The sequence below is a fragment of the Pseudomonas huaxiensis genome (genome assembly GCF_003231275.1).
Classification (GTDB): domain Bacteria; phylum Pseudomonadota; class Gammaproteobacteria; order Pseudomonadales; family Pseudomonadaceae; genus Aquipseudomonas; species Aquipseudomonas huaxiensis.
Map to the genome: position 1 here is coordinate 106382 of NZ_QKVL01000005.1, position 25774 is coordinate 132155.

Annotated in this window: 21 protein-coding genes; all 21 read right to left on the reverse strand. The window is 63.5% G+C overall.

The window, feature by feature from the left end; translation table 11 throughout:
• Positions 1-449: 449 nt before the first annotated feature.
• Entirely contained in the window at positions 450-3332 is a 2883-nt protein-coding gene (locus tag DM374_RS08455; protein WP_110969451.1) for a TIGR00180 family glycosyltransferase, read from the reverse strand.
• A gap of 149 nt (positions 3333-3481) precedes the next feature.
• Positions 3482-4213 carry a cephalosporin hydroxylase family protein gene (locus tag DM374_RS08460; RefSeq protein ID WP_095156941.1) on the reverse strand — a complete coding sequence of 244 codons (732 nt, stop codon included), beginning with the start codon at positions 4211-4213 and terminating at the stop codon, positions 3482-3484.
• A 20-nt stretch (positions 4214-4233) separates the two neighbouring features.
• Positions 4234-5307, reverse strand: coding sequence for a class I SAM-dependent methyltransferase (locus DM374_RS08465; RefSeq protein ID WP_110969452.1), 1074 nt, complete (start codon positions 5305-5307; stop codon positions 4234-4236).
• Positions 5297-6163, reverse strand: a complete 867-nt coding sequence (locus DM374_RS08470) for an NAD-dependent epimerase/dehydratase family protein (RefSeq protein WP_110969453.1) — start codon at positions 6161-6163, stop codon at positions 5297-5299. Before DM374_RS08470 ends, DM374_RS08465 begins: the two co-directional genes overlap by 11 nt.
• Complete coding sequence (locus tag DM374_RS08475) at positions 6160-7383, reverse strand: class I SAM-dependent methyltransferase (RefSeq protein ID WP_110969454.1); 1224 nt, start codon at positions 7381-7383, stop codon at positions 6160-6162. Before DM374_RS08475 ends, DM374_RS08470 begins: the two co-directional genes overlap by 4 nt.
• Positions 7380-7940, reverse strand: coding sequence for a dTDP-4-dehydrorhamnose 3,5-epimerase family protein (locus DM374_RS08480; RefSeq protein WP_110969455.1), 561 nt, complete (start codon positions 7938-7940; stop codon positions 7380-7382). The genes DM374_RS08475 and DM374_RS08480 overlap by 4 nt, the downstream gene beginning before the upstream one ends.
• Positions 7937-9019, reverse strand: coding sequence for a CDP-glucose 4,6-dehydratase (gene rfbG / locus DM374_RS08485; protein WP_110969456.1), 1083 nt, complete (start codon positions 9017-9019; stop codon positions 7937-7939). The genes DM374_RS08480 and rfbG overlap by 4 nt, the downstream gene beginning before the upstream one ends.
• Positions 9001-9774 (reverse strand): glucose-1-phosphate cytidylyltransferase, encoded by a 774-nt coding sequence (gene rfbF / locus DM374_RS08490; RefSeq protein WP_095156935.1) that lies wholly within the window; start codon positions 9772-9774, stop codon positions 9001-9003. The genes rfbG and rfbF overlap by 19 nt, the downstream gene beginning before the upstream one ends.
• 275 nt (positions 9775-10049) lie before the next feature.
• The gene (locus DM374_RS08495) at positions 10050-13637 is read right to left on the reverse strand and encodes a glycosyltransferase (RefSeq protein WP_110969457.1); all 3588 of its coding nucleotides are present in this window, start codon (positions 13635-13637) and stop codon (positions 10050-10052) included.
• Between the two features lie 115 nt (positions 13638-13752).
• Complete coding sequence (locus DM374_RS08500; protein WP_110969458.1) at positions 13753-15321, reverse strand: flagellar hook-associated protein 3; 1569 nt, start codon at positions 15319-15321, stop codon at positions 13753-13755.
• Between the two features lie 13 nt (positions 15322-15334).
• The gene (gene flgK / locus DM374_RS08505; protein ID WP_110969459.1) at positions 15335-17392 is read right to left on the reverse strand and encodes a flagellar hook-associated protein FlgK; all 2058 of its coding nucleotides are present in this window, start codon (positions 17390-17392) and stop codon (positions 15335-15337) included.
• Between the two features lie 10 nt (positions 17393-17402).
• Positions 17403-18605 (reverse strand): flagellar assembly peptidoglycan hydrolase FlgJ, encoded by a 1203-nt coding sequence (flgJ, locus tag DM374_RS08510; protein ID WP_110969460.1) that lies wholly within the window; start codon positions 18603-18605, stop codon positions 17403-17405.
• A 12-nt stretch (positions 18606-18617) separates the two neighbouring features.
• Entirely contained in the window at positions 18618-19727 is a 1110-nt protein-coding gene (locus DM374_RS08515; protein WP_095156930.1) for a flagellar basal body P-ring protein FlgI, read from the reverse strand.
• 12 nt (positions 19728-19739) lie between these two features.
• Positions 19740-20435: a flagellar basal body L-ring protein FlgH gene (gene flgH, locus DM374_RS08520; protein WP_095156929.1), complete on the reverse strand. Its 696-nt coding sequence runs from the start codon at positions 20433-20435 to the stop codon at positions 19740-19742.
• A gap of 33 nt (positions 20436-20468) precedes the next feature.
• On the reverse strand, positions 20469-21254 hold the full coding sequence (gene flgG, locus DM374_RS08525; protein WP_095156928.1) for a flagellar basal-body rod protein FlgG: 786 nt from the start codon (positions 21252-21254) through the stop codon (positions 20469-20471).
• Positions 21255-21299: 45 nt separating this feature from the next.
• Positions 21300-22040: a flagellar basal body rod protein FlgF gene (locus tag DM374_RS08530; protein ID WP_110969461.1), complete on the reverse strand. Its 741-nt coding sequence runs from the start codon at positions 22038-22040 to the stop codon at positions 21300-21302.
• Positions 22041-22244: 204 nt separating this feature from the next.
• On the reverse strand, positions 22245-22424 hold the full coding sequence (locus DM374_RS33680) for a hypothetical protein (protein WP_095156926.1): 180 nt from the start codon (positions 22422-22424) through the stop codon (positions 22245-22247).
• A gap of 90 nt (positions 22425-22514) precedes the next feature.
• The gene (flgE, locus tag DM374_RS08540) at positions 22515-23846 is read right to left on the reverse strand and encodes a flagellar hook protein FlgE (protein WP_110969462.1); all 1332 of its coding nucleotides are present in this window, start codon (positions 23844-23846) and stop codon (positions 22515-22517) included.
• A gap of 30 nt (positions 23847-23876) precedes the next feature.
• Complete coding sequence (gene flgD, locus DM374_RS08545; RefSeq protein WP_110969463.1) at positions 23877-24599, reverse strand: flagellar hook assembly protein FlgD; 723 nt, start codon at positions 24597-24599, stop codon at positions 23877-23879.
• A 15-nt stretch (positions 24600-24614) separates the two neighbouring features.
• Entirely contained in the window at positions 24615-25055 is a 441-nt protein-coding gene (flgC, locus tag DM374_RS08550) for a flagellar basal body rod protein FlgC (protein WP_009402938.1), read from the reverse strand.
• Positions 25056-25058: 3 nt separating this feature from the next.
• Positions 25059-25466, reverse strand: coding sequence for a flagellar basal body rod protein FlgB (gene flgB, locus DM374_RS08555; protein WP_095156923.1), 408 nt, complete (start codon positions 25464-25466; stop codon positions 25059-25061).
• Between the last annotated feature and the right edge of the window lie 308 nt (positions 25467-25774).

Below are 25774 nucleotides of genomic sequence, written 5' to 3' on the forward strand. Positions count from 1 at the left end.
CCGCGGCGGCTTTCGGATTTTTCCCGGTCCGTCCTTTGAGCCGGTCGTGGAGGTCCGCGCCGAGGTCCACATCAACCTCGGCAGCACTGGGCGTCGTCTCGTGAACAAGGCGCTCGGTGAACTCCAGGGACATTCGGGTGTTGACCAAAGGAATCATTGTGTTCTCGGAGCAGAGGTTCGGATTGTCATGAAGCACGGGGGAGACCAGGCTGTCCGTCAGTTCGGCGGGCACAGTGATGAGCGTGCGATTGAAAGCACCAGCACTGCTGGAACTGAGGGGTGACTTGTCGTCGAACATGCCTGGATCCTTGCTGGGTCGTCGCCGGCATGCGCTGGCGACGACCTGGACTTGCTGTGGTCAGGGACCGGGATCAACGTTTTTCTGACCCCTGCCCTGTTTATGCAAGCCCGAAGCAAGATACAGGCCATTCGCTGGCCACGACGCGGGCTCAGCCGACCAGGCTTTTCCAGTCGAAGGCGGCGCTGGCCGGCTTCAGGCTGCGGCCATGGGCAGCGCTCTGCCACAGGCCGGCCCACTTCTGTCGCAACGCGGCAAGCGCGGCGGCATCGTCCGGCAAGTGGCCCGGATGGAGCACCTGAACCTGCGGCGTCCACACGGTCAGCAAGCCGGCGTCGGCGACTTTCAGGCACAGGTCGACATCGGCATAGCTGTCGGCGAACGCACCTTCGTCCAGCCCGCCCAGCGCCCGGAAGACCTCGGTCCGCACCATCAGGCACGCGGCCGACACCGCCGGGTAGTTCTGCTCGACACCCGCCTGGCCGAGGTAACCGGTTTCATCCTTGGCCAGCCCGACATGGGCCGCCACGACCTGACCTCCTGCGGCGAGCAGCAGGCCGCCCTGGGTGACCTTGCCTTCGCCATCCACCAGCTTGGCGCCGACCACACCGACCTCCTGGCGCTGGGCCTGGTTGAGCAGTGCTTCCAGCCAGTTGGCATTGACCACCTCGGCGTCGGCCGACAGCAGCACCAGGTATTCACCGCTGGCTTCGGCGCTGGCGGCGTTGACCAGCGCCGCGGCGCTGAGACGCTGCGGGCTTTGCAGCACGCGCACGCGGCCGCCGGCCTGCTGCAATTGCTCCAGCCATTGCAGGTGCTGCGGCGACTGGCTGGCGTTGTCGGCGATCAGCACTTCGTAGCGCAGGTAGCGGGTGCGTTGCAGCACGCTGTCCAGGCAACGTTGCAGCGCCGCCTGGTTGTCTTCGCTGTGCAGGATGATCGACACCTGCGGCCGCTCCATGTGGCGGTAGTCGATGCGCAAGGCGCCCGGGAAGGCCGAGCTGACCTGGGCCTTGTAGCCGCGGGTGGCGAGGTGCCGGGCCAGTGTCTGGCGCGCGTGTTCATTGTGCTTGAGCTGCGGAGCGTTGCTGACCAGCACCGGTTCGTCCAGGTGCGCCAGACCGTTCAGGCCACCCTGTTCGATCAGACGCAGCAACAGGTCGTACTCCAGTGCGTCGCTGTACTCGCGGGCAAAGCCACCGGCCTCGACCAGTACTTCGCGGCGCACCAGCCAGTGCCGGGCCATCATCAGCGGCAGGCTTTGCAGCAGGTCGAGGTTGATGCCCGGACGAAGCAATTCGCGCCACGCACCACCGACCAACTGCTGGATTTCATCCACTGCCACGGCGCGGCACTCCGGCGCGTCGAGCAGTTCCAGGCCTGCCCGCAGCAGGCCAGTGGAGGTGAACTCGTCACCGGCCTCGGCCAGCATCAGCCACTCGCAAGAGGTCTGCCGGGCGATCTGGTTGATCTTGTCGACGTAGTCGTCCTGACTGACCCGGACGAAGTGCACGGTGTTGTGCAGCGACGTCACCGCCGGCAGCGCCGCGGTGGTGAACACCACCACGCGGAACGACCGGCTCAGGCCGCTGAGCAGGCTGTCGAAGGTCGCCTGCAACTTGCTCTCGTCGTGGTTCAGGTCCAGCAGCAGGATGCCGAACTGCGGCCCGCCCTGATGCTGCGCCAGGTGGGCGCTGATCGCCTCCTGGCTGGCGTCGTCGGGGCGCCGTGCTTCCAGCCAGTCGAGCATCTGCCCGGACGGCTGGGCGCTGAGCAGCGCGCGACCAGCATCACTGGTAACCGACTCCAGGCGGCGGGCCCAGGCGGACAGGCGCTGCACCTCGTCGGCCTCACCGTTGTCCTGCAGCAGTTCGATCAGGCGCTTGACCACCTTGAGGTTGTAGGCGCCGCAATCCAGCGCTTTGCGTGCACGGTCGATGACCACATCGATGTGCTCGCCAGCGTTCACCCGCAACAGGCGCTCCTGCGTCAGCCAGATCGGCTCCAGTTCTTCGAGCTGCAAGCGGCCGGCCGGCATGGCATGGAGGAGGAATTCGATTTCGCTCAGGTGATCGAAGAACGGCTTGTTGTAGAACGGCAGGTCGACGTACTGGGTCGGCAGGAAGTGCCGCTTCGAGGGTTCACCCATGCCCATCAGGATCGACGACAGGATCGGCTCGATGATCAGCGAACGACCGGCAGCCAGTCCCTCGTACATGTGCGCGAAGGTCTGCAGGGCGAAGGCACGAATATCCTCGCGCTCACCTTTGAGCGGCGTATCCAGCCCGGCCAGGACATCGGCGAACTCCTCGCGGCTGGCAACCGAGGCCGGGTCCGGCAAGGCCAGGGCGTAGGTCACTTCGGTGTTGTGCTCGGAGGTGCCGTAGTTGGCCTCGCGCACCGCGTAGGGAATCGGCAACATCCGCGCCTTGGCGCTGGCCAGCAGGAAGTACACGTGGCTGACTTCCAGCCATTCGAAGCGCAACGCGTCGGGAATCTGCGCGGCCCAATCCTGCAACAGCGAGGTGCGGGTCACGGCGTAGAACGGCGGGATAAAGGCGTACAGGTAATCGAGCACGCGCTGGCGCGGGTCTTCGCTGTCGAAGTCTTCGCGGGCGATCTTCTTGTCGCGGCGGTAGTAGTTGGTGTGCCCGGACTCGGCCAGGTACATCATGCTGTAGCCCTGGCACATGCCGTAGTCAGGGTGGGCTTCGAGGAAGTCCAGGGACTCGGCGATGGCCTCGGTCAGGATGAAGTCGTCGTCGGCCACCAGCGCCACGTAAGGCGTTTTCACCAGGCTCAGGCCGTGCTTGATCTTGGCCTGGAAGCCGCGGTAGTTGAACTGCGGCAGGTGCTGGTAATCAACCCGCGGGAAGCGGCTGGCGATGCCCGCGACAGGCTCGGGGGACGAGTCCAGCACCAGCAGGGTGCCGGGGAAATCCTTGTAGTACTGCAAGGCACGGCGCAGGAAGGCCGGGCGTTTGTGGGTCAGCAGAACGAGGGTGAAGTGCTCGCGCAGGGCGGTGCTTTGCATATCTGTACCTACAGGGATTCTGTGGTGATCTTTTGGGCCTTATCGCTGGCGAGCCAGCTCCCACAGGTGCGGTGTATGCCGCTGTACTGTGGGAGCTGGCTTGTCGGGGCGCCGAACCGCAGCGATGAGGCCGAGAGTTCAGTAAAAAATCAGCGAACCCGGCGCAGATACCCGTCCGGCGCCACGCTCAGTAGCAGTTTGTCCTGCATCTGCTGGTCGATTTCGAAGTCGGTGTTTTCCTTCAGGTACTCCCAGACTGCGGTCTTCGGGTTGTCACCCGGCCCCCACGGACGGTCCGGGAAGAATTCCGCCGGCATGTCCTCGACCACGGTGTCCATCACCACGCAGTAGCTGTCCACCGCCACCAGCGGCGCGTAGGCGCGCAGTTCGGCGAGGACGTGGTCGTGGGTGTGGTTGGAGTCCAGTACCAGGATGACTTTCTTGCCTTCGGCAATCGCGCGTACCTGGGCGATGGTCGCCTCGTCGATGCTCGAACCTTCGATCATGGAAATGCGCTTGCTCATCGGGTGCGACTCGATGGCCTCGCGGTTGTGCGGGCGAATGTCGCGGTCGATGCCCAGCACTTCGCCGTGGCCCTGCAATTCCAGCAGCGAGGCGTAGTAAATGATCGAGCCACCATGGGCGATGCCGCATTCGACGATCAGGTCCGGCTTGACCCGCCAGATGATCTCCTGCATCGCCAGCATGTCCTGCGGCAACTGGATGATCGGGCGACCCATCCACGAGAAGTGGTAGCTGTACTTGTGCTTTGCCGACTCGTTGAAGAAGTCCCGGGCCAGGCCCTTGAGGTTTTCATCCTGGCCCTGGGCGGCGATTTCGGCCTGGCACTCGGCTTCGAAGGCTTTGTTAACGTCGGTCATGGTGCTGTCTCTTCGGATAGTCATTGAAATGCGGCGCTGTCGACGGCGTGATAGACAAAACGGCCATCGGTCATGCGGCGGATTTCTTCGAGGTAGTTGGAATTCATCACGAACAGGTGGGCGCCGTCGGGCAAGGCGGCCATGGCCTCTTGCGGCGAGGACACCCGCGCGCCGCTGAGCGGCAGGTAGCGGCCCTGCTTGGCCGGGTTGATATCGACCACTTGATCGACCGCAACCCCGGCACGCTGAAGGAACAGCGAATAAATAACGCCCTTGGACGACGCGCCCCAGATCGCCGAGCCGCGCTCGCCGTCACGGCGCACGATGTCCACCGCGCGGGCCAGGCTGGCGCTGAAATCGTCCGGCAGGCGCAGCGGCTCGACGCTGCTGGCGTCCAGTTCGCGCAGGCTGGCGAGGTCGGCGACGATGTACAGGTACTGCCCGCCGAACAGCCGCCCAGCCTCCAGCACACGGCCGAAGGCACGCTTCAGGTCGGCAAGACGGAAGTAATTGACGTGCTCGTAGAACAGGTCGAACCAGGCCTTGTGCTCGATGATCCAGTCCAGGCACGGCACTTCGATGTAGATCAGGCCGCTGCCACCGTTGGCCTTGGCGATCTCGCCGAGGAAGCTCATCGGATCCTCGATGTGCTCCAACACATGGCGCAGCACGATGGCCTCGGCGCGCAGGTCCAGTTCAGCGGTGAACGGGGCCTTGATCACATCCTGGTTGGCGCCTTCGTAGGCCGGGTCGATGCCGGTCACCGCGTAGCCGCGCTCGCGCAGCAATTCGAGGAACCAGCCCTTGCCGCAACCCACTTCGATCAGGCTGCACCCGCTGAAGTGACGGGCGACCACCGCCTCGACGTCATCGAGATGGCGCTGGAACTGCCCGGAATGGGCCTGTTCGTTCTGGTAGTCGCTGTCGTAGCTGAGCTTGTCGGCATCGAAGGCGTCATTGAAGACCAGACCGGTGCGGCTGTCCTGCACCAGGCGCATGTCGGCGCCGGCACTGGCGCGGGCGCTGGCGGCATCGGCGAAGGTGCGGTTCTGCAACACCGGCAGGTCGGTGGCGCGGTACAACTCATGCTTCATGTTCTGCTCCCAACAGGTCGCGCAGGCGTCGGGCATCACCCCAGAACGCCATCGGCTCGTGCGCCGGATAAGGGTAGTGACCGAGGTTCAGGGCGATGCGCGACCCGCGTGCGGCGCAGTGGCGTTCCACCAGGTTGCGCACAGAGACGGGCTGGCCGCTGCACACATTGACCACGCCGCTGAAGTCGCGCCGTTGCAACAGTGCCGCCAGATGGTCTGCGGTGGTTTCGATGGGCAGGAAATCGCGCAATTGCTCGCCGCCAGACATGTCGAAACGCTCGGCACCGCTGTCGATGGCGCGGTCGAGCGCCGCCAGCAGGCTGTTGGGGTTCTGCCCCGGCCCGTACAGGTAGAACAGCCGCGCCCACTGCAAGCTGAACGGCACCTGCTGGCGCAAGGTGTCGAGGAACAACCGCAGACTGTGCTTGGCCAGGCCGTAGGCATTGGCCGGCCGGCATTCCACGGTTTCGTCCAGCGGCCCGCTTTGCAGGCCGTATTCGAAGCAGGTGCCGGTGACCTGCACCTGCCCTACTCCGCTCTCAACCGCGCGCTTGATGAAGGCGTAGTCGGCCATCAGGTTGTGTTCGAGATGGAACAACCCCTGGTAGTTGGGCAACCCCGGCCAGGCCAGGTGGACCAGCGCCTCGACGCCGTCGCACAGCGCGGCGACATCCAGCAGCGGATCATGGATATCGGCGGCGACGAATTCGACCCGATCGAACCACGCCAGGCGCTTCGCCGGTGCCTCATGTCGCGCCACCGCCCGCACCTGGAAACCCCGCGCCAGCAGCGCCGCGACCAGGTGCTGGCCGACGAAGCCACTGGCACCGGTCACCAGTACCGTCGGCGCACTCACAGAACGGTCAACTCCGGCACGGCAATGACGAAGCGGCCGCCCCACTCGCGCACCAGCGCTTGTTGCTCGCTGACTTCGCTGAGCAGGTTCCACGGCAGCACCAGCACGTAGTCCGGTTGCTCGATGGCCAGGCGCTCCGGCGCGACCACCGGAATGCGGCTGCCTGGCAGGAATTTTCCCTGCTTGTGCGGGTTGGCGTCGGCCACCCAGGCCAGCAGATCAGCGCGCACCCCGGCGTAGTTGAGCAACGTGTTGCCCTTGGCAGCAGCACCGTAACCCACCACCCGCTTGCCCTCGGCGCGGGCCTGCAGCAGGAAGCGCAGCAACTGGTGCTTGATGCGCTCAGCGGCCGGGGCGAGGGTCGCGTAGAAGTCCGCAGTGGTCACGCCGACCTTGTCTTCGATGTCCAGCAAGCGCTGCACCGCTGGCAGGGTCGCCTGGGGTCCGCCGGCACGCTGGACGAAGACCCGCAGCGAGCCGCCATGGGTCGGCAATTCCTGCACGTCGAAGATCGCCAGGCCGTTGCGTGCGCAAAGCGTCTGCACGGCGGTCAGCGACAGGTAGGAATAGTGCTCGTGATAGAGCGTGTCGAACTGGTGCTCGGCCATCAGGCTGAGCAGGTGCGGGAATTCGAAGGTGGCGACGCCGCCCGGCTTGAGCAAGGTGGCGAAGCCGCGCAGGAAATCATTGATGTCCGGGACATGCGCCAGCACGTTGTTGGCCGCCATCAGATCGGCGCCCCAACCCTCCTCCAGCAGTTGGCGGGCGCTCTGCTCACCGAAGAACAGCTCGCGGATTTCCAGCCCCTTTTCCCGCGCCGCCAGGGCGGTGCTGCGGGTCGGTTCGACACCGAGGCAGGCAATGCCGCGGGCAGCGACGTACTGCAACAGGTAGCCGTCGTTGGCGGCAATCTCCACCACCCGGCTGTCCGCGCCGAGGGCGAAGCGTGCGGCCATGTCTTCCACATACTGGCGGGCATGGGCCAGCCAGGAGCTGGAGTAGGAACTGAAATAGGCGTAGTCGGCATCGAACAGGGTGTCGGCGCGGGTGTAATCCTCGGTCTGTACCAGCCAGCAGTGCTGGCACACGCCGACTTTCAGCGGCACCCAGGCCTCGGCCTGTGCCAGTTGCTCGGCGCGCAGGTAGGCGTTGGACGGCGGCGCGGTGCCCAGGTCGATCAGCGGCAGGCTCAGCGCTGTGCCACAGCCACGGCAGTTCATGCATGCACTCCGGTGAAATGGTGATCCAGCCAGGGATGGGCGGCATCCCGGGCCGACAGATTCTTGACAGGTAGCGGCCAGCCGATTGCCAGCCGCGGGTCATGCACCGACAGCCCGCCTTCGCGGCCCGGCGCGTAGTCGGCGCTGTGCAGGTAAAGCAACTCCGCTTCCTCACTCAGCACCTGGAAGCCGTGGGCGAAACCCGCCGGGATCAGCAGGCTGCGGCCATCGCCGGCGCTCAGGCGCTCGGCATGCCACTGCAGGAAGGTCGGCGAGCCGCTGCGCAGGTCTACCGCCACGTCCCACACCTCGCCGCGCAGGCAGGTGATCAGCTTGGCTTCCGGGGTGTCGCCCTGCTGGTAATGCAGGCCGCGCACGGAGCCGGCGCCGAGGGTCTGCGAATGGTTGATCTGGCGCACGTGAAACGGCGTGCCCAATTCGCTCAGGCCGCCTTCGCAGAACAGCCGGGCGAACTGGCCACGGGCATCGCCGTGGCGCTTGTGCTGCACGCTGAACAGCCCCGCCAGCGGCAGGGATTGCAACAGCAGATCGCTCACGACAGCTCCGCGTACAGGTTCAGTTGATCGAGGGTGACGGCCCTCAAGTCATCGCCGCGCTTCCACGCCAGGTGCCACTCCAGGGTGTGCTCCAGGCATTCACGCAGCGACCAGCGGGTGCGCCAGCCGAGCAGTTGCCGGGCACGGCCACTGTCCAGGCGCAGGACGCCGGCTTCGTGCAACTCGCTTGGCTCGACCCGCATACCCGGCGCGTCCGGCCATTGCCGGGACAGGTGAGTGACGACATCGCCAACGCTGCACATATCGCCTTCGTTCGGACCGAAGTTCCAGGCGCCGGAAAACTCCGGGCCGTTGCTGTACAACCGGTGCGCCAGCAACAGGTAGCCGGCCAGCGGCTCCAGGGCGTGTTGCCACGGGCGGACCGCCTGTGGATAACGCAGGATCACCGGCTCGCCGGCGGACCACGCCTTGAGCACGTCGGGAATCAGCCGCTCTGCGGCGAAGTCGCCGCCACCGAGGACGTTGCCGGCCCGCGCCGTGGCCAGGGCCAGGCCGTGTTCGGCATGGCTCGCCGGCGGGAAGAAGGACGCGCTGTACGACTGCGCCAACAGTTCGCAGCAGGCCTTGCTGCTGCTGTAGGGATCGTGCCCGCCCAGCGCTTCGTTCTCACGGTACGGCCACGGCCATTCCTGGTTGGCGTAGACCTTGTCGGTGGTGACCAGCACTACCGAGCGCACGCCGCCGATCTGGCGGATCGCTTCCAGCAGGTTGAGGGTGCCGATGACGTTGCTGGAATAGGTACCCAGCGGATCGCGGTACGCCTCGCGCACCAGCGGTTGCGCGGCCAGGTGCAGGACGATTTCCGGCTTCGCCTCGGCCACCACTTCCAGCAGCGCGCCGAGATCACGCAAGTCACCGCGGACGTCCTTGATGTCGCGGCCGACGTTGGCCAGTTCGAACAGGCTCGGCTCGGTGGCGGGGTCAAGAGCAAAGCCGGTGACCTCCGCCCCCAGCTCACGCAGCCACAGTGCCAGCCAACTGCCCTTGAAGCCGGTGTGGCCCGTCAGCAGGACGCGCTTGCCTTCCCAGAATTCACGACTCACGCCCACTGTTTCCATGGTGCCTCCCCGCTCTGCCAGAGTTGTTCCAGGTGATTCTTGTCACGCAGGGTGTCCATCGGATGCCAGAAGCCGTCGTGCTGGAACGCCTGCAACTGGTCTTCGGCGGCCAGTTGAATCAGCGGCTCGGATTCCCAGGAGGTCTGGTCGTCGGCGATATACGGCAGCACCTTCGGCGAGAGCACGAAGAAGCCGCCGTTGATCCAGCCGCCATCACCGCGGGGTTTCTCGATGAAGCCGCTGACCTTGTCGCCGTCACGCTCCAGCGCGCCGTAGCGTCCGGGCGGCTGCACTGCGGTAACCGTGGCGAGCTTGCCGTGCTCCAGATGGAAATCCACCAGCGCGCCGATGTTGATATCCGACACGCCGTCGCCGTAGGTGAAGCAGAATGCCTGTTCGCCTTCCAGGTAACGCGAGGCGCGGCGCAGACGGCCGCCGGTCATGGTTTCTTCCCCGGTATCGACCAGGGTGACGCGCCAGGGCTCGCTGTAGTTCTGATGGACGTCCATGCGGTTGTTGCACATGTCGAACGTGACGTCGGAGGTATGCAGGAAGTAGTTGGCGAAGAAGTCCTTGATCGCGTAGCCCTTGTAGCCGAGGCAGATCACGAAGTCGTGGATCCCGTGGGCCGAATACTGCTTCATGATGTGCCAGAGAATTGGCTTCCCGCCGATTTCGATCATCGGCTTGGGTTTGAGGTGCGACTCTTCGCTGATGCGCGTGCCCAGTCCACCGGCCAGTATTACCGCCTTCATGTCATCCCCTCTTGTTCGTCACCGGCTCGCGCGCGGCGGGCCGTCCTTATAAATCACGCGCGACGTGGCAGCGCGGGATTTATGGCGATATCAGAGGGGACTTGCAGGAAACGCGCCAAGCCGGGGGCGGTGTGAGGCCGGCGGATTGAGGCAGGTCAGTGAAAGATTGGGTTCGTTGGTGGCCTCATCGCTGGCAAGCCAGCTCCCACAGTGAGGACCGAGAATCCTGTGGGAGCTGGCTTGCCAGCGATGAGACCCGAGCCTCACCACACCTCTCAGCTCGGCATCCACCCGTCATACCAGACCTGAATATTCTCCGGCCGCAACACGTAGTTGCGCATCACCTCGTCATGCAACTGGTCGCCCATCCGGTAGCTGGCATCGGGGTCAGCCAGGTGCATGCGGATTGCCTCCAGCCATTCTTCGGTGGAGTTGCTCTTGACCCGGGTGCACGGCAGGTAGCCGCGATAGGCCGCGGTGTCGGTGACGATCACTGGATAACCGCAGGCGCCGTATTCAAGCAGGCGCAGGTTGCTCTTGCAGTCGTTGAAGATGTGGAATTCCAGCGGCGCCAACGCCAGGTCGAGGTTGAGGCTGGTCAGCTTGGCCGGGTAGGCCGACAGGCCCACCGGTGGATGGAACTCATGGATGTACGGCCGCAGGTCCGGCGGGCACATGCCGAAGAACACCCACTCGACCTCGTTGGCCAAGGTCTTGACCACGTCGGCAATGACTTCCAGGTCGCCGGTGTGGCTGGTGCCGCCACCCCAGCCAACCCGTGGCTTTTTCGAAGTACGGCGCTGGCCACGACGGCCGACCCACAGTTCTTCTGCAAGCAGGTTAGGCAGCACGCGAATGTCGTGGTGGGTGTCGCGCAGGGCATCGGCCAGCGGTTCGGTGGAAACCACCAGACGGTCGCAGCGGGCGATGCCACGACGCAGCGAGCCTTCGAGGTCGCGCGGGGTATGCTTGAGGTGGCCGTTTTTCTTCGGCACCTTGATCACGTAGTCATCCAGTTCGTAGATGACGAAGCCCTTGGAGTAGTTCTTCAGCCGCTCGATTTCCTTGATGAAACCTTCGGTGTAGCGTCCCTGGAGAATCACCACATCCGGCGAACTGCGTTCCAGCTCGACGCTGGTGGGAATCTCGAAATACTGCTGCTGGGTGACCCAGCCCGCCGCTTCCAGTTCGGTCAGCGGCTTGGTTACCCGGTAATGGCCGACCGCGGTCTTGTTCATCGGCAAGGCCAGTACGTGGGGCAGCGAACGGCCGAGGAACGGCAGCCAGCCTTCCTTGAGCCCGGGCTCCAGGCGGAAGGCCGAGCCCTTGAGGGTCAGGTTGATGTTGTAGGCCGGATCGCGGGCGATGATCGGCATCCAGTCACGCTGGAACGCCTCATGCTGTTCGGCCAGGACCACCTGCCGCGCCGCTTCCTTCTGCGGATCCGGCGCAGGTCCCGGCGGGGTGTCCAGCACCAGTCGCGCACGCGGCGTCCAGACGCTGAGGTAACCGGCCTGGCGCATACGCAGGCTGAGGTCGACATCGCTGAACGCGGCGTTGAAGCGGGCGTCATTCAAGCCGCCCAGTTCCAGGAACAGATGTTTGCGCAGCAGCACGCATTCAGCGCTGAGCACCGTGTAGTTCTGCGCCACTTGCAGGCGTTGCATGTAGCCGCCCGCCTGAACCATTTCGCCCACGAACGGCGAATACACCGAGCCGCGCAAGCCCAGCACGCCCCCCGCGTTGACCACCAGACCTTCGGCGTTGCACAGCTCGGCGCCGACCATCCCCACTTCCGGACGCTGGCCGTGGGCAAGCAAGACGTCTAGCCAGTCGCCGTCGGTGACAACGGTGAACGGGTTGAGCATCAGCAAGTAATCGCCACGGGCATGCTGCGCGGCCAGGTTCTGCTGTGCGGCGAACGAGGTTTCCTCGTCCAGCGACAATACCCGCAGGCGCTCGCCACCCATCTGCGCCATGGCCGCCAGCCAGACGCGGGATTCCTCGCGTTCACTGGCGTTGTCCAGCACCAGTACTTCGTAGTGAGGGTACGTGGTCTTGCCCAGCACGCTTTCCAGACAGCGCTCCAGCGCGGCCACCTGGTCGCGGAAGCTGATGATCAGGGTCACCAGCGGCTGTGAGGCGTGCAGGTAGCGAATCTGGTTGATCGCACCGCCCGCTTCATTTTCCAGGCGGTAGTCCAGGCCCAGGCGCTGCAGGTGAGCCTGTAGCACACGCGGGTTTTCCGCGACCACCGGCGCCGAGGACAGCCAAGCGGCGTAGCCAAACGCAGACTCCACCAGCACTTCGGGAATGTGCTCGATGGTTTGCGGGCCCTGGCTTTCGACCAGACGCCACAGCAGGTCATGGGGTGCCAGTTCGCGATAGCCCGCAGCAAAGCCGCCGGCCGCGAGGAATTGCGTGCGGGAGAACGCCAGCACTCGGCCGGTGAAGGGATAGGCCCGCTGCAGGTCGAGGTTGAAGTCAGGCTTGAACACCGGATCCTGCGACTCGCCCTCCAGCAGCCCGCCCTCGTCGCCATAGCAACAGGCGATCTGCGGCAAGCGCACCGCGCGCTCGGCCAGCAGCATCAGGCTGAACTCGCTCAGACGGTCACCCGCGCGCAGCAGATAGAACCAGTCGACACCTTCCAGTTCGGGCAGCAGCTCATTGAGTTGCTGCCCCCAGTCCGCTTGCAGCGGGCGGCCGATCAGGGTGTCGTCGAGACTGGACGCAACGCGGGCGCTGGACAGCACCAGTGTGCTGGCCGCGCCGTAGCATTGACGGTTGATGCTCTCCACGGTGCGTTGCAGCGCCGGGCTGTCGCCCTCGGCATCAATCACCACCACGGCGATTCGCGGGCGCCAGTCCCAGTGTTCGCTCAGGCGCATCAACCGGCGCAGGACAAGGGGATCCTGACGGCAGCCCAGCCACTTGCCATAGAGGTCGGCAAAGGTGTCGCTGTCGAAACCCACCTGCGATTCCTGGATCGCCTGCAAGCCGCGCAGTACGTGAACCAGGAACAGGTTTTCCCATGTCCGCGGCACCACCCGGCCATCCACCGGCAACACATGAATCCGCGCCCAGCCAGTAAAACTCTCGGTGGCCGGCGGGCGCGCGGCGAGCATGCTGCGCAGCCACTGCAACTCGGCGACACGTGCCGCCACCATCTGCGGTTGCTGGCGCAACTGGTCGGGGTGGATGCGCTCGATGCAGTGCATCTGCGCCGTCACCACCAGATTGCCGCGACGCAGCAGGCAGATGAACAGCGCGAAGTCGAGCAGCGCAACGAAGCCCGCCTGCACCAGTGCCGGCAGCAGTTCGTTGAGGTCGCTGGTGCGCATCAGGGTATTGCTGAAACCACCGATGAAGTTCAGCGGATTGCTGTCGAAGAAATCCAGCAGGTCGTCGCCGTTGTAAACCGTGGCGCCCCAACTGAACCAGCTGTTTTCCAGGCGCTGAGACAGCGCGAAGTCCTGACCGTCGGCGAGGTTGCGGCGAGTGGTGACCAGGCTGACGTCGTCGTTGGCGAGGAACAGGCGCATCTCGCTGCTGATGCAATCGGCCATCAACCGATCGTCGTCGCAGAGGAATTGCACGTAGTCGCCCCGCGCCAGTTCAAGCCCCGCCAGCAGGTTGCCGCCCAGGCCCAGTGGCTGTGGGTTGCGCTGGTAGTAGAGCGGGCAGCGGGCGAGCGGGTCCAGCTCATCCACCAGCGCCTTGATTTCGTCGCCTTCGCTATCGTCGCAGACGATGACTTCGAGGTTTTCGTAGTTCTGGGCCAGGGCACTGACCAGCGCCGCACGGAAGAAACGGGGATTGCAGGCGGGAATGACGAGACTGACAAGAGGCGCTGGGTTCACGACGAAGACTCTCGACCGGTGACTGCCCTCGGAGGAAATTCAGAACAGTCTGGACCGTGGGGATAAGGAAGGCGAGCCGCCGTCCCGAACCAACGGGACAGCGGGCATGCAGCAGTTACAGAACCTTGAACAGGCTCAACTGGCTAACGCGGCTGAAGGCCATTTGCGAGGCTTCAAGCATGGTCTTTTGCAGGGTCAGGCGGGTCATCACCTCGGCCGGATCGGAATCACGAATCGACGACTGGGTGGTGGAGTTGGCAATGCTCAGGCTTTCGTTGGCCAGCTCTTGCAGGTCCAGCGCCTTGCCCCGTGCACCGATCGAGGTGACGGTGTAGGCCACTTGGTTCTGCCCGCTGCCGATGTTGGCGATGGCCGAGTCGAGTGCAGCGCGCAGTTCCTGCGAGGCCTTTTCGCTGCCGTCGATCGGTTTCTCCAGCGCCTGGCGCAACTGGCTGACGGTGTCGAGGATGTTCTGGGTATGGTGCTTGTTGACCGTCACGCTGTACTGCTCGCCGTCGACCGGCGTAGCGCTGAAATCGAACTTGACCCCGGCGGCGGTGACGGAGGTAGCACCCGCCGCCACCGTACCGTTGGCGACCGGACGGCTGCCGGAGGACAGCGGTTGGGCATAGAGCTCATAGTTGCCGCCAGTGGTGAACTTGATCACCGCACCTTCCGGGAAGGACTTGGCGTAGAGGTCCGCGTCGACCACCGAGGTACCGGTCATCTGCACGCCGGAACCGTTGCCCGGGCTTGCGGTGCCGGTGATGGTGTCCGGCTTGGACTGCAGGGTGAACTGGTGTCCCGTGATCAACGCGTCGGTCTCGCCGCTCTTCAGGTTGAAGTTCAACTTCAGGTCGACACCGCGGAAGCTCACGGCGACCCCGCCGGCAGTGGTTGAGTTGAACACGCCGTTGCCGCTGGCCTCGGAGGTGTAGTCGTTGCCAGCCTGGTCCTTGATCGAGAACTGGGTCGGGCTGACCATGGTGATGACGTACGGCTCGTCGGCACGGAAGGCATCGTTGTAGTTGATATCAGCGGACACCTGGCCATTGGACAGCGCCACCCGTACATCCGCAGCGTTGGTCGGTGAGGTGACGGTGGTCTGCGTGCGGCTGGTGTTCAGCGCTTGCTGGAAGGTCGCCCAGCCGCTGTCGTTGCCTGCCATGGTCAGCATGTCGCCAACTTGCAGTTGCAGTTGGGTCTGGTCGCCCTGGTAGCTGTAGGTGCCATCGGCGTTGCGCACGAACGGCTGGGTATCACCCTTGGAACCGGAGAACAGGTACTGACCGTTCTCATCGCGGGTGTTCATCAGGCTCAGCAACTGCTCTTCGAGCTTGCCCAGTTCAGTGGCAGTGGCTTTACGCTCGGTGTCGGTGAAGCCTGCGTTACCCGCGCCCAGCGCCAGTTCGTTGACCCGCTGCAGGATGGTGTTGATCGAGTTGAGCGTGGTCTCGGACTGACTCAGGCTGTTGCGAATCATGCCGGTGTTGGTGTCGTACTGGGCCAGCATCGAACTCTGGTGATCGAGTTGCAGCAGACGGGCCGCGCCCACCGGATCGTCAGCGGCGGTACGCACGCGGATCAGGTCGCTGGCCTCTTCGCCGGTCTTCACCACGTTGGAGTAGTTCCGCTGATAGTTGGAAGCGCTGGTTTCGTAATACTGGGAAGTAGAGATACGCACGGTCTACGACTCCTTAAAGAGCACTGATCAGCGTGGAAAACATTTCCTGCGCCGCTTTGATGATCTGCGACGAGGCGGTGTAGTACTGCTGGTACTTGACCAGGTTGCCGGCTTCTTCATCCAGCTGCACACCCGACAGCGAGTCGCGGGAGGCCTTGGCCTGGGTCAGGATGGCAGTGGTCGCCGAGCTGTCCATCTGCGCCTGCTTGGTCTTGGCGCCAACGCTCTCCACCAGCTTGCCGTAGGCATCGGTCAGGCTGACGCCCTTGGTGGCGCTGCCGACATCGACGGTCTGGGCTTTTTGCAGTTCGAGCAGCGACAGGCCGTTACGGTTGTCCGAGGAGCCTGCGCCGGTCAGGGCAATGCTGTAGCTGTCGTTTTTCTTCGGCGAGCCGGCGACATCCATCTGGAAGCTGAAGGTCTTCTGGACGCCGTTGGCATCTTCGATTGCCGCACCGTTGGCATCGACCATCGGTACGTTGATCTGCAGGGTGTTGTTCTGGCCAGGCACGAACGTGCCGCTGCCGATCGGGTCACCCTTGGAGTCGACCACCGAGTAGGTCTGCGGAGTGACAGTTTCATCACCGAACACCAGGCGCACCGGCGTCGAGTACTTGATGCCGGTCTGCAATTCCAGGCGCTGGGCCGGGTCGGCGATATCGAGCACCGATTTCAGCACCGGCTGGGTGATCACGCCGGTACCAGTGTTGCTGCCACCGGTCGTCGCCGTCAGCGGCGCGGCCACGGCCAGGCGCTTGGAGTCGGTCATCACCACTTCGAGGGACGCAGCAGCGTTACGGGTCGGGGTGATCTTGAAACTGTCGCCGGCTTTGACCGTACCGCCGTTCAGGTCGAGGCTGAAGCCGTCGATCACTGCGGGCGGATCGTCATTGATGTTGAAGGTGCCCATGTTGGTGTTATCGGGCAGCTTGCGAACGATGAAGCTGCCCGCGGTCGGCTGGTCGGTGATGGTCACCTGGTAGTCGCTGGTGGTCAGCCGGCCAGTGTCCTTGATCACCACGTTGAGGTTGGTCGAGCTGGCATCGTTGCCGGTCATGGCAATGCTGCGCCCGACCATCGCCGCCGCGCTGTTGATGTCGCTGAACAGGGCCGCACCGAATTCGCCGTTCTTGTCGATGCCCTGGGCCAGCTGCGAGTTCATCTTCTCGGCCATGACCAGCGCGATACGACCAATCTCGTTCTGGGCAGGCACCAGGGTCTCGGTGCGATAACGCAGCAGACCGCCGATTTCGCCGCCGGTCAGGGAGTTGGTCACATCGACGAAGGAGTTGTTGTAGCTGAGCTTGATCGACACCTGGCTCGGGTCGGTGGTGCTGGTCACGGTGCTGAGGGTGTTGACGGAGGTACCCAGTACCAGCGACTGGCCGTTGGCCAGGGTGATGTCGATATTGCCGTTGCGCTGGCTGGTCTGCACGCCTACTAGCTCGGACAGTTGGCGAACGGTCTCGTCGCGCTGGTCCATCAGGTCGTTGGGCTGGCCATTGAGGGCCGCCACCTTGGCGATCTGGTCGTTGAGCGAAGCAACGGTCTTGGCCAGGTTGTTGACCTGTTCGGTCATCGACTTCAGGTTGCCGTTGATGTTGCTGTTCTGTTCCTTGAACTGCGCGGCAATGGTGTTGAAGCGGTTGGCCAGATTCTGCGAGTTGGTCAGCAGCAACTGCCGCGAGGCATCGTCGTTGGGCTTGGCGGAAAGGCCCTGCAGCGACGTGAAGAAGTTGGTCAGCGCGCCGGTGACGCCGGTGTTGGCATCGGACAGCAGGTTGTCCACCGAGGTGATCTGGCTCAGGTACGACGCGGCATCGCTGTTGAGCGAGGTGCTGGTCTGCAACTGGTTGTCGAGGAAGGCGTTGTACACCCGGCGCACGTCAGCCAGGGTGGTACCGGTACCGATGAACACCTGGCCATAGCGGACCGAGCCGTTAGTGGTCTGGACGTTCTGCTGGCGCGAATAGCCCGCCACATCGGCATTGGCGATGTTGTTACCCGTGGTATGCAGCCCCGATTGAGCGGCCCCAAGCCCCGACATCCCGATACTGATCAAACTCGCCATGGTTCAAACCTTATAGTTTCGTAGTTGCGCCAATCGCCGCGTAGCTATCGTACGACTTCATCTGTTTTGCGATCTGCGAGATCTTGCTGGCGTAGTCCGGGTCGGTTGCGTACCCGGCTTTTTGCAGCTCTCGCACAAACTGTTCTGGGTTATCGGCCGACTTCACTGCTTCTTGATAGCGGCTGTTGTTCTGCAACAGGCTGACCAGATCGTGGAAGCTGTCCTGGTAGGAATCGTAGGAACGGAACGCCGCCGTTTCCTTGACGAACTGGCCGTCGCGGAATTCGCTGGTGATCGCCCGCGCCGAATCGCCCTGCCAGTTGCCGGTGGCCTTGATGCCAAACAGGTTGTGGCTGCTGCTGCCATCGGAGGAGCGCATGACCGATTTGCCCCAGCCGGTTTCCAGCGCAGCCTGGGCCACCAGGTAGCGCGGATCGATACCGATGCGCTTGGCGGCCTGCTCGGCCATCGGCAGCATGGTGCTGACGAATTCGTCGCTCGACGAGAACGCTTTCTGCGCCGGCGCCAGCGGTGGCTGAGCCACGGCACGACCATAGATGCGCATCGCGCCGGGTGCGGCGAATGTCTGCGCCGGCTCCCAGTCGCCCTTGATCACGGCATCGGTCATCGCCGTGGTGCGCTGCGGCAATGCCGCGGTATTGGTGGTTGCCGCGGCGGCATCGGCCGACGGCACGATACCGGCCAGCAGGCGGTCGGTCAGCTTGCCCGGCAACGCCAGGCGCCGGGAGTTGAGCGCAGCCACATCGTTGCGGGTGGTGCCGGTTTCTTCGGCATTGCGCACCGGTTCGGCGACCTTGCTCGCCCACAGCGCACGCTGCTGCACATCAACCCGCGGGAACGGACTGGTGTTGACGCTCACGCCCTTCTGCTTGGACAACTGACGCATCAGCACGTCCTGCAGACCAATGCCGCCGCCCTCGCGGGACAGACTCACCGACAGTTGCTGGTCGTACATCTGTTGGTACTGCTTGGTGGTCTCGGTGTTGAGCGGGTTGTCCTTGGCCAGCACATCGGTGGCCGAACGCACTGACTTGAGCATTTCGTTGAGGAACAACGACTCGAATTCCTGCGCCACCTTGCGCAGGTTGCCTTCGCTGTCGCGGTCGCCGACCTTCATCGAGTTGAGGCGATTGAGGTCGGTATAGGCACCGCTGTCGGTGGCGCTGTAGTTGGTGCTTTTAGGCATGTCCATACGCGCGAGGCCTCAGATCACGATCAGGTCGGCCTGCAAGGCGCCGGCCTGTTTCAGGGCTTCGAGGATTGCCATCAGGTCGCTCGGCGCGGCGCCGACCTGGTTGACGGCACGGACGATCTCGTCAAGCGTGGTGCCCGGGCCGAACTTGAACATCGGCTTGGCTTCCTGCTCGGCATTGACCCGCGAACGCGGTACCACGGCAGTCTGGCCGTTGGAGAACGCGCCCGGCTGGCTGACGATCGGGTCTTCGGTAATGGTCACGGTCAGGCTGCCGTGGGTTACCGCAGCCGGCGACACTTTGACGTTCTGGCCAATGACGATGGTGCCGGTACGCGAGTTGATGATGACCTTGGCCACCGCCTGACCCGGATCGATTTCCAGGTTCTCGAGGATCGACAGGTAATCGACCCGCTGCCCCGGATCCAGCGGCGCGGTGACCCGCACCGAACCGCCATCCACCGCCTGGGCAACGCCCGGGCCGAGCAGCTCGTTGACCTTGTCGACGATGCGCTTGGCCGTAGTGAAGTCCGGACGATTGAGGTTCAGGGTCAGGCTGTTGCCCTGGTTGAAACCGCTGGGCACGGCGCGCTCCACCGAGGCACCGCCTGGAATGCGACCGGCCGACGGCACGTTGACGGTGATCTTCGATCCGTCACGACCCTCGGCGTCGAAACCGCCCACCACCAGGTTGCCCTGGGCGATGGCGTAGACGTTGCCGTCGATACCCTTGAGCGGCGTCATCAGCAGACTACCGCCACGCAGGCTCTTGGAGTTACCGATGGAGGACACGGTGATGTCGACCACCTGGCCCGGCTTGGCGAACGGCGGCAGGTCGGCATGAATCGACACCGCAGCGACGTTTTTCAACTGCACGTTGCCCGAGCCGGCCGGCACCTTGATGCCGAACTGCGAGAGCATGTTGTTGAAGGTCTGCAGGGTGAACGGGGTCTGGGTGGTCTGGTCACCCGTACCGTTCAAGCCCACGACCAGGCCGTAACCAATCAACTGGTTGGAGCGCACGCCGGAAATACTGGCGATGTCCTTCAGGCGCTCGGCGTGGGCGCTGAACGCCGCACTGAGCAGAAGGGTCGCGGCAAGCAGTTGCTTGAAGTTGAACATGGGCATCCGGACCTAGAACGGGAAAAGCGGGCTGAGGAAGAAGCGGTCGAACCATCCCGGCTGGCTGGCGTCGGCGAAGGAACCGGTTCCCGAATAGGTGATGCGCGCATCGGCGACCCGGGTCGACGGCACGGTGTTGTCGGTGGCGATGTCGTCGGCGCGAACCATGCCGGCGATGCGGACCAGTTCGTCACCGGTATTGAGCGTCATCCATTTCTCGCCGCGCACGGCAATGATGCCGTTGGGCAACACGTCGGCCACGGTGACAGTGATCGAGCCGGTCAGGGTGTTGCCCTGGGCCGCCTTGCTGTCGCCCTTGGTGGTGCGGTCGCCGCTGTAGCCGGCGCTGAGGCTCAGGTCGTTGCTGCCGATCGGGTTGTTGGTGGTCAGGCTCGAACCGAACAACGAGGTCAGACCCAGCTCGGCATTGCTGTTCTTGGCGATCTGCGAGTTGGCGTTCTTGCTGGCCTGGGTGCGCTCGTTCAGGGTGATGGTGATGATGTCACCGACCCGGAACGCCTTGCGGTCGCTGTACAGGTTCTGCTCGAAGCCCGCCTGGTAGATCGAGCCGTTGTTGGCCGCCGCCGGCAGGGGCGTACGCGGTAATACCGGCGCGTAGTACGGATCGTTGGGCTTGGGCGTCGGCGCGACGCAACCAGCCAGCAACACCGCCCCCCCCAGGGCGAATACGGATAGCAAACGGCTCATGACTCTGACCTCACGGTGTAACAGCTACTTCAATTACAGGTTCTGGGTAACGTACGAGAGCATCTGGTCGGCGGTGGAAATGACCTTGGAGTTCATTTCGTAGGCGCGCTGGGTGGTGATCATGTTGACCAGCTCTTCCACGGTGCTGACGTTGGAGTTTTCCAGGGTCTGCTGCAGGGTGGTGCCGAAGCCGTTGAGGCCCGGGGTACCAATTTGCGGCGCGCCGCTGGCGGCGGTTTCCAGGAACAGGTTGCCACCCATGGCCTGCAGGCCGGCCGGGTTGATGAAGTCGGCGGTCTGGATGTTGCCGATGACCTGCGCAGCCGGGCTGCCGGCGGTGGTGATCGACACGGTGCCGTCCTGACCAACGGTGAAGGTCTGCGCATCCGGCGGCACGACAACAGCCGGTTCCAGGGCGAAGCCGTTGGCAGTAACGACCTGACCATCGGAGTTCAGGTGGAAGGTGCCATCACGGGTGTAGGAAACGGTGCCATCCGGCTGCAGAACCTGGAAGAAACCACGGCCGTTGACCGCGAGGTCCAGCGGGTTCTCGGTGGTTTGCAGGCTGCCGGTCATGAAGTTTTTCTGGGTGCCGACGATGCGCACACCGGTACCCACCTGCAGACCCGACGGCAGTTCGCTGTCCTGGGTCGACTGGGCACCTGGCTGGCGCTTGACCTGATAGAGCAGGTCCTGGAACTCGGCGCGATCACGCTTGAAGCCGGTGGTCGAGACGTTCGCCAGGTTGTTGGAGATGACGGTGAGGTTGGTGTCCTGGGCGGACAGACCGGTTTTACTGACCCAAAGAGCCGGAAGCATGCTGTTCTCCTCGTACGCCTGTTTTACGGCGCTACGCCTGTGTAATTAGCTGATTTGCAAAACCCGAGCCATGGCTTCGTCGCCTTCCTTGGCCGTGTTCATCATCTTGACGTGCAGTTCGAACTGCCGGGCCAGGGCGAGGACCGAGGTCATCTCTTCCACGGCATTGACGTTGCTTGCTTCCAGAAAGCCGGACACCACCTGCACATTGGCATCGGCGTCGGCAGGCTGGCCGCTCTTGGTATGGATCAGGCCATCGAGGCCTTTGGTCATGGTCTTCAGGTCCGGATTGACCAGCTTGATCCGGTCAACCTCAGCCATCACCCGCGGACCTTCGCCCATGGCGCGGATGCTGATGGTGCCGTCCTGGCCAATCTCGACCTTCTGCTCTGGTGGCACGGCGATCGGACCACCGTTGCCCATCACCGGCATGCCGTTGCCGGCGCGCAGGACGCCAACGGCGTCAATGTTCAGGCTCGCGGTACGCACATAGGCTTCGCTGCCGTCGGGCGCCTGTACGGCAATGAAGCCGTCGCCGCCGATGGCAACGTCCATGTCACGGCCGGTTTCCTGCAGCGCACCGGGGCTGAAATCGGTCGCCGGGCGCTCGGTCATGGCATAGGCCCGCGCCGGAAAGCTGTCACCGAAAACCGGCATCGAACGCGCCTGCTCCAGGTCACGCTGAAAACCGCTGGTGGAAATGTTCGCCAGGTTGTTGGCGTGGGCCCGCTGGGCCAGCGCGTTCTGGCTGGCGCCGGTCATGGCCACGTATAGCATCTTGTCCACAGTCATCCTCCGCTGCGCTGGCGAACACTTGCCGTTCACCGCTGCTCTGGCACGGTGAAGCAATTTTCGAACCAATTAATGAAGTGCGTGCAAAAGCCCAGTGTTTTCGGGCTTTTGTCGATTGAGGGTGATTTCAGCCAAACAGAGAAAGACAAATTATCGGCGGCGAGCTGCCGCCAGCGGCAAGATCCCGCCCCCGGACAATCAGGGACGGCACCCGGCATTGTTAAAGGGCCCGGCAAACTGCCGCCAACCCTCTCCCGGCGAATGCTGCGAACACACCAGACGCCCATCGGCCTGGCTTTCCCAGCGGTACCAGGGCGCCATTGCCGCCCAGGACTGGGCCGCCAACAGTACCAGCACAAGACACAGGGATCGCTTCATCACACACCTCCGAAAACAACGAACCCCCGCCCGGATCGGGAAGGGGCTCGCGTAACGCTCAGGGCACCGGATCGACCGGCGCCACCGTCATCAGGTCATCTGGATGATGGTCTGCATGATGGAGCTCTGAGTGGAGATGGTCTTGGCGTTGGCCTGGTAGTTGGACTGCGCCTTCACCAGTTCGACCAGCTCCTGGGTCAGGTTGACGTTGGACTCCTCCAGGGAGTTGGACTGGATCGAACCCAGGGTGCCGGTCTTCGGCGTATCGACACCAGGAATGCCCGACGCGTAGGTCTCTTTCCAGCGCGTACCGCCCTGCTGCTGCAGACCCTGCTCGTTGGCGAAGCTGGCGATTGCCACCTGGCCAATGGCGCGAGACTGCTGGTTGCTGAAGCTTGCGAACATGACACCGGTGGAGTCGATGCTCAGGCTCGACAGGATACCGGTGGCATAGCCGTCCTGGGACTGCGACAAGCGCGCGGTCTCGGTGTTGTAGGAGGACGTCGAGTTCATGTCCACGCGGATGCCGTCGGCATTGCCGACGGAACCGTTCGGGCTCCAGGTACCGGTAGTAGCGTTGTACGCCGACGGAATCCAGCCCTTCAGGGTGAAGACGTTGTTGACCACCGCGAAGCTGTCATCCGGAGCGGTCGTACCGGTCATGGTGTTGATGGTGCCGTCGGACTTGAAGGTCATGCTGCCCACCAGCGGCGTGGTGCTCGCCGGGTTCTGCGGGTTGCGACCGTCGACCAGGGTGTACATGGTCCAGGTGTTCTGATCGGTCTTGCGATAGTACTGCTCCATGGTGTGTTTATTACCCTGGCTATCGTAGATCTCGGTCGAGAACTTCTTGTTGTACGTGGTCTCGTCGGTTGGCACGAAGGTCGGGCCGGCCGGCGTTGCGGTCGGCAGCGGAATGCTGTCGGCCGAGGAGTTCAGGTTGATGCCCTGGTCGATCAGGCTGGTGGCCTTCGGCGCCAGTGCGGAGGTATCGATCTTCAGGTCGGTCAGGCCGGACTTGAGGATGGTGCCGTTTTCGTCCGCGGCATAACCCTGCAGGCGTACGCCGTCGTTAGTGACGACGTAGTTGTCCTTGTTGGTCTGGAAGGCGCCGGAACGGGTGTAGCTCAGCGAACCGTTGTCGCTGAGGATGAAGTAACCCTGACCCTGGATACCCATGTCCAGCACGTTGCCGGTGTTGTTGATGTCACCCTGGCCGAACTGTTGCGAGACCGCAGCCAGACGCACGCCGTTACCGACGGTCTTGCTGCCGACGCCCAGCTTGCTGGCCGAGTAAACGTCTTCGAACTCCGCGCGGGAGGATTTGAAACCGGTGGTCGCGACGTTGGCAATGTTGTTGCCGGTAACGTCGAGCTGCTTGCTGGCTGCATAGAGACCGCTAAGGCCGATATTGAAAGACATCTTTCCACTCCTGTGCCGCGTTAGCCGGCTCTATATACCGATGGTTTGGACTTTGGACAGCGCGACGCTGCCCTGACCGGCGAGGTTCAACATCATCTCGCCCCCTGTCTGACTGATGGTGACGCTGCTGACCGTGGCCGGCAGCAAGGTGTACATTTCCATGGCCTTGCCATCGACGGTGGTGGTGGCCTTGAAGTTGTAGGTCCCCGGCGAAAGCACTTCGCCACTTGCGTTCTTGCCGTCCCAGACGAACGCGGCGTTGCCGGCCGCTTGTGCACCCATGTCGATGGTACGCACGACGTTGCCGTCCTTGTCGGTGATGGAGAGCGTGACACTGCTCACCGACTGCGGCACCACGACTGAACCGCTCAGGCTCTTGGTGGTATCAACCACGGCCTTGTCGGTCTGGGCGATCACCGAGCGACCCACCAGCGACGACGCCTGCAGCGCCTGCGACGATTTGTAGTTGCCGGAAATCGCGGTCACCGACTCGTTCAGCGAGGTGATGCCTTCCAGGCTGCTGAACTGCGCCAACTGAGCGACGAACTCGCTGTTGTCCTGCGGATCGAGCGGGTTCTGGTGCTGCATCTGGGTAACCAGCAACTGCAGGAACGCATCCTTGCCCAGCGTCTTACCGCCGGTCGAGCTGTTGGTAGCGGAGGCGACACCCGTTTGAGTCGTCGTGGTCTTCGCCGACGCCTTGATGACGTCGTTCAGGTTAACCCCTGCGGTTGTATCGTTGACGCTGGCCATTGGCGCGGTCCCCTATCACTGACCCAGGGTCAGGACTTTCTGCATCATGGTCTTGGCCGTGTTCATCAACTCGGCGTTGGTCTGGAAGGAACGACTGGCCGAGATCATGTCAGCCATTTCCTCGACGACATTGACGTTCGGGTAGTAGACGTAGCCGTCCTTGTTCGCCGCCGGATGGTTCGGCTCGTAGCGGGCTTCGAGATTGCTCTGGTCCTCGACCACGCCAAGCACCTGCACGCCCTGCCCTGCCGCATCCTGGTCCTGGAACAGCGACTGGCTGCCGTTCTGTGCCTGCTGGAAGGTGGTGGCGAACACCGGATGACGGGCGCGGTAGGTCTGGTCGATGCTCGACGAGACGGTCTCGGCGTTGGCGATGTTCGAAGCGACGGTGTTCAGACGGGTGGTCTGGGCGCTCATGCCGCTACCGGCGATATTGAAAACACTGGCGAGGGACATGGATTACTCTCCGCGCAGGGCCGAAACCAGCCCTTTGAATTTACTGTTGAGCAGCGTGAAGCTGGCCTGGAAACCGACCGAGTTCTCGGCATAGCTCGATTGCTCAAGCTGCGCATCGACGGTGTTCTGGTCGATCGACGGCTGCATCGGCGTGCGGTATTGCAGCGCTTCGTCGCTGAGGGTCACGCCTTCGGCTTCGATGTGCTTGGAATTGGTCCGGTCCAGGGCGAAGTGGCCGTTCTTGACCTTGTCGGTCTCGGCCTGCAGGACGGACGAGAAGTCCATGTCCCGCGCCTTGAAGTTCGGCGTATCGGCGTTGGCGATGTTGTTGGCCAGCACTTCGGCGCGCTGGGCGCGGAAGCCGAGGGCCTTTTCATGGATGCCAAGCGCTTTGTCGAAACTGATGCTCATGTCGGGGAAACCTTCGAAGGTTGGCCGGATGGTTCGTTGCCGATGAAAGAGCAAGTCCCATGCCAAAACACTAAACCCCAGTAAAACCGGGGCTTTTGCCGAAATGCCGCACGCGGCAATGCCAGAAAAGCGGCAATGGATTTCCGCTTGCCGCCAGCAAAGCGGCAATGCCGCGAGTTGCCGCTTGCCGATGGCCGCCGCTGAAAGGGTTCTGTTGTGGCAACCGAGCGCACGGAACGCTGGCGTCAAAAGGATGTCATTTCAATGGCAGGTTCGTTACCATCCGCCGCGCTCGTTGCGTGGCTCTA

Excerpts from the sequence above, each read along its gene's own strand:
- DM374_RS08455 (WP_110969451.1), bottom strand. The coding sequence starts at position 3,332 with ATGCAAAGCACCGCCCTGCGCGAGCACTTCACCCTCGTTCTGCTGACC.
- DM374_RS08460 (WP_095156941.1), bottom strand. The coding sequence starts at position 4,213 with ATGACCGACGTTAACAAAGCCTTCGAAGCCGAGTGCCAGGCCGAAATC.
- DM374_RS08465 (WP_110969452.1), bottom strand. The coding sequence starts at position 5,307 with ATGAAGCATGAGTTGTACCGCGCCACCGACCTGCCGGTGTTGCAGAAC.
- DM374_RS08475 (WP_110969454.1), bottom strand. The coding sequence starts at position 7,383 with ATGAACTGCCGTGGCTGTGGCACAGCGCTGAGCCTGCCGCTGATCGAC.
- rfbG (WP_110969456.1), bottom strand. The coding sequence starts at position 9,019 with ATGGAAACAGTGGGCGTGAGTCGTGAATTCTGGGAAGGCAAGCGCGTC.
- rfbF (WP_095156935.1), bottom strand. The coding sequence starts at position 9,774 with ATGAAGGCGGTAATACTGGCCGGTGGACTGGGCACGCGCATCAGCGAA.
- flgK (WP_110969459.1), bottom strand. The coding sequence starts at position 17,392 with ATGGCGAGTTTGATCAGTATCGGGATGTCGGGGCTTGGGGCCGCTCAA.
- flgJ (WP_110969460.1), bottom strand. The coding sequence starts at position 18,605 with ATGGACATGCCTAAAAGCACCAACTACAGCGCCACCGACAGCGGTGCC.
- DM374_RS08515 (WP_095156930.1), bottom strand. The coding sequence starts at position 19,727 with ATGTTCAACTTCAAGCAACTGCTTGCCGCGACCCTTCTGCTCAGTGCG.
- flgH (WP_095156929.1), bottom strand. The coding sequence starts at position 20,435 with ATGAGCCGTTTGCTATCCGTATTCGCCCTGGGGGGGGCGGTGTTGCTG.
- flgG (WP_095156928.1), bottom strand. The coding sequence starts at position 21,254 with ATGCTTCCGGCTCTTTGGGTCAGTAAAACCGGTCTGTCCGCCCAGGAC.
- DM374_RS33680 (WP_095156926.1), bottom strand. The coding sequence starts at position 22,424 with ATGAAGCGATCCCTGTGTCTTGTGCTGGTACTGTTGGCGGCCCAGTCC.
- flgE (WP_110969462.1), bottom strand. The coding sequence starts at position 23,846 with ATGTCTTTCAATATCGGCCTTAGCGGTCTCTATGCAGCCAGCAAGCAG.
- flgD (WP_110969463.1), bottom strand. The coding sequence starts at position 24,599 with ATGGCCAGCGTCAACGATACAACCGCAGGGGTTAACCTGAACGACGTC.
- flgC (WP_009402938.1), bottom strand. The coding sequence starts at position 25,055 with ATGTCCCTCGCCAGTGTTTTCAATATCGCCGGTAGCGGCATGAGCGCC.
- flgB (WP_095156923.1), bottom strand. The coding sequence starts at position 25,466 with ATGAGCATCAGTTTCGACAAAGCGCTTGGCATCCATGAAAAGGCCCTC.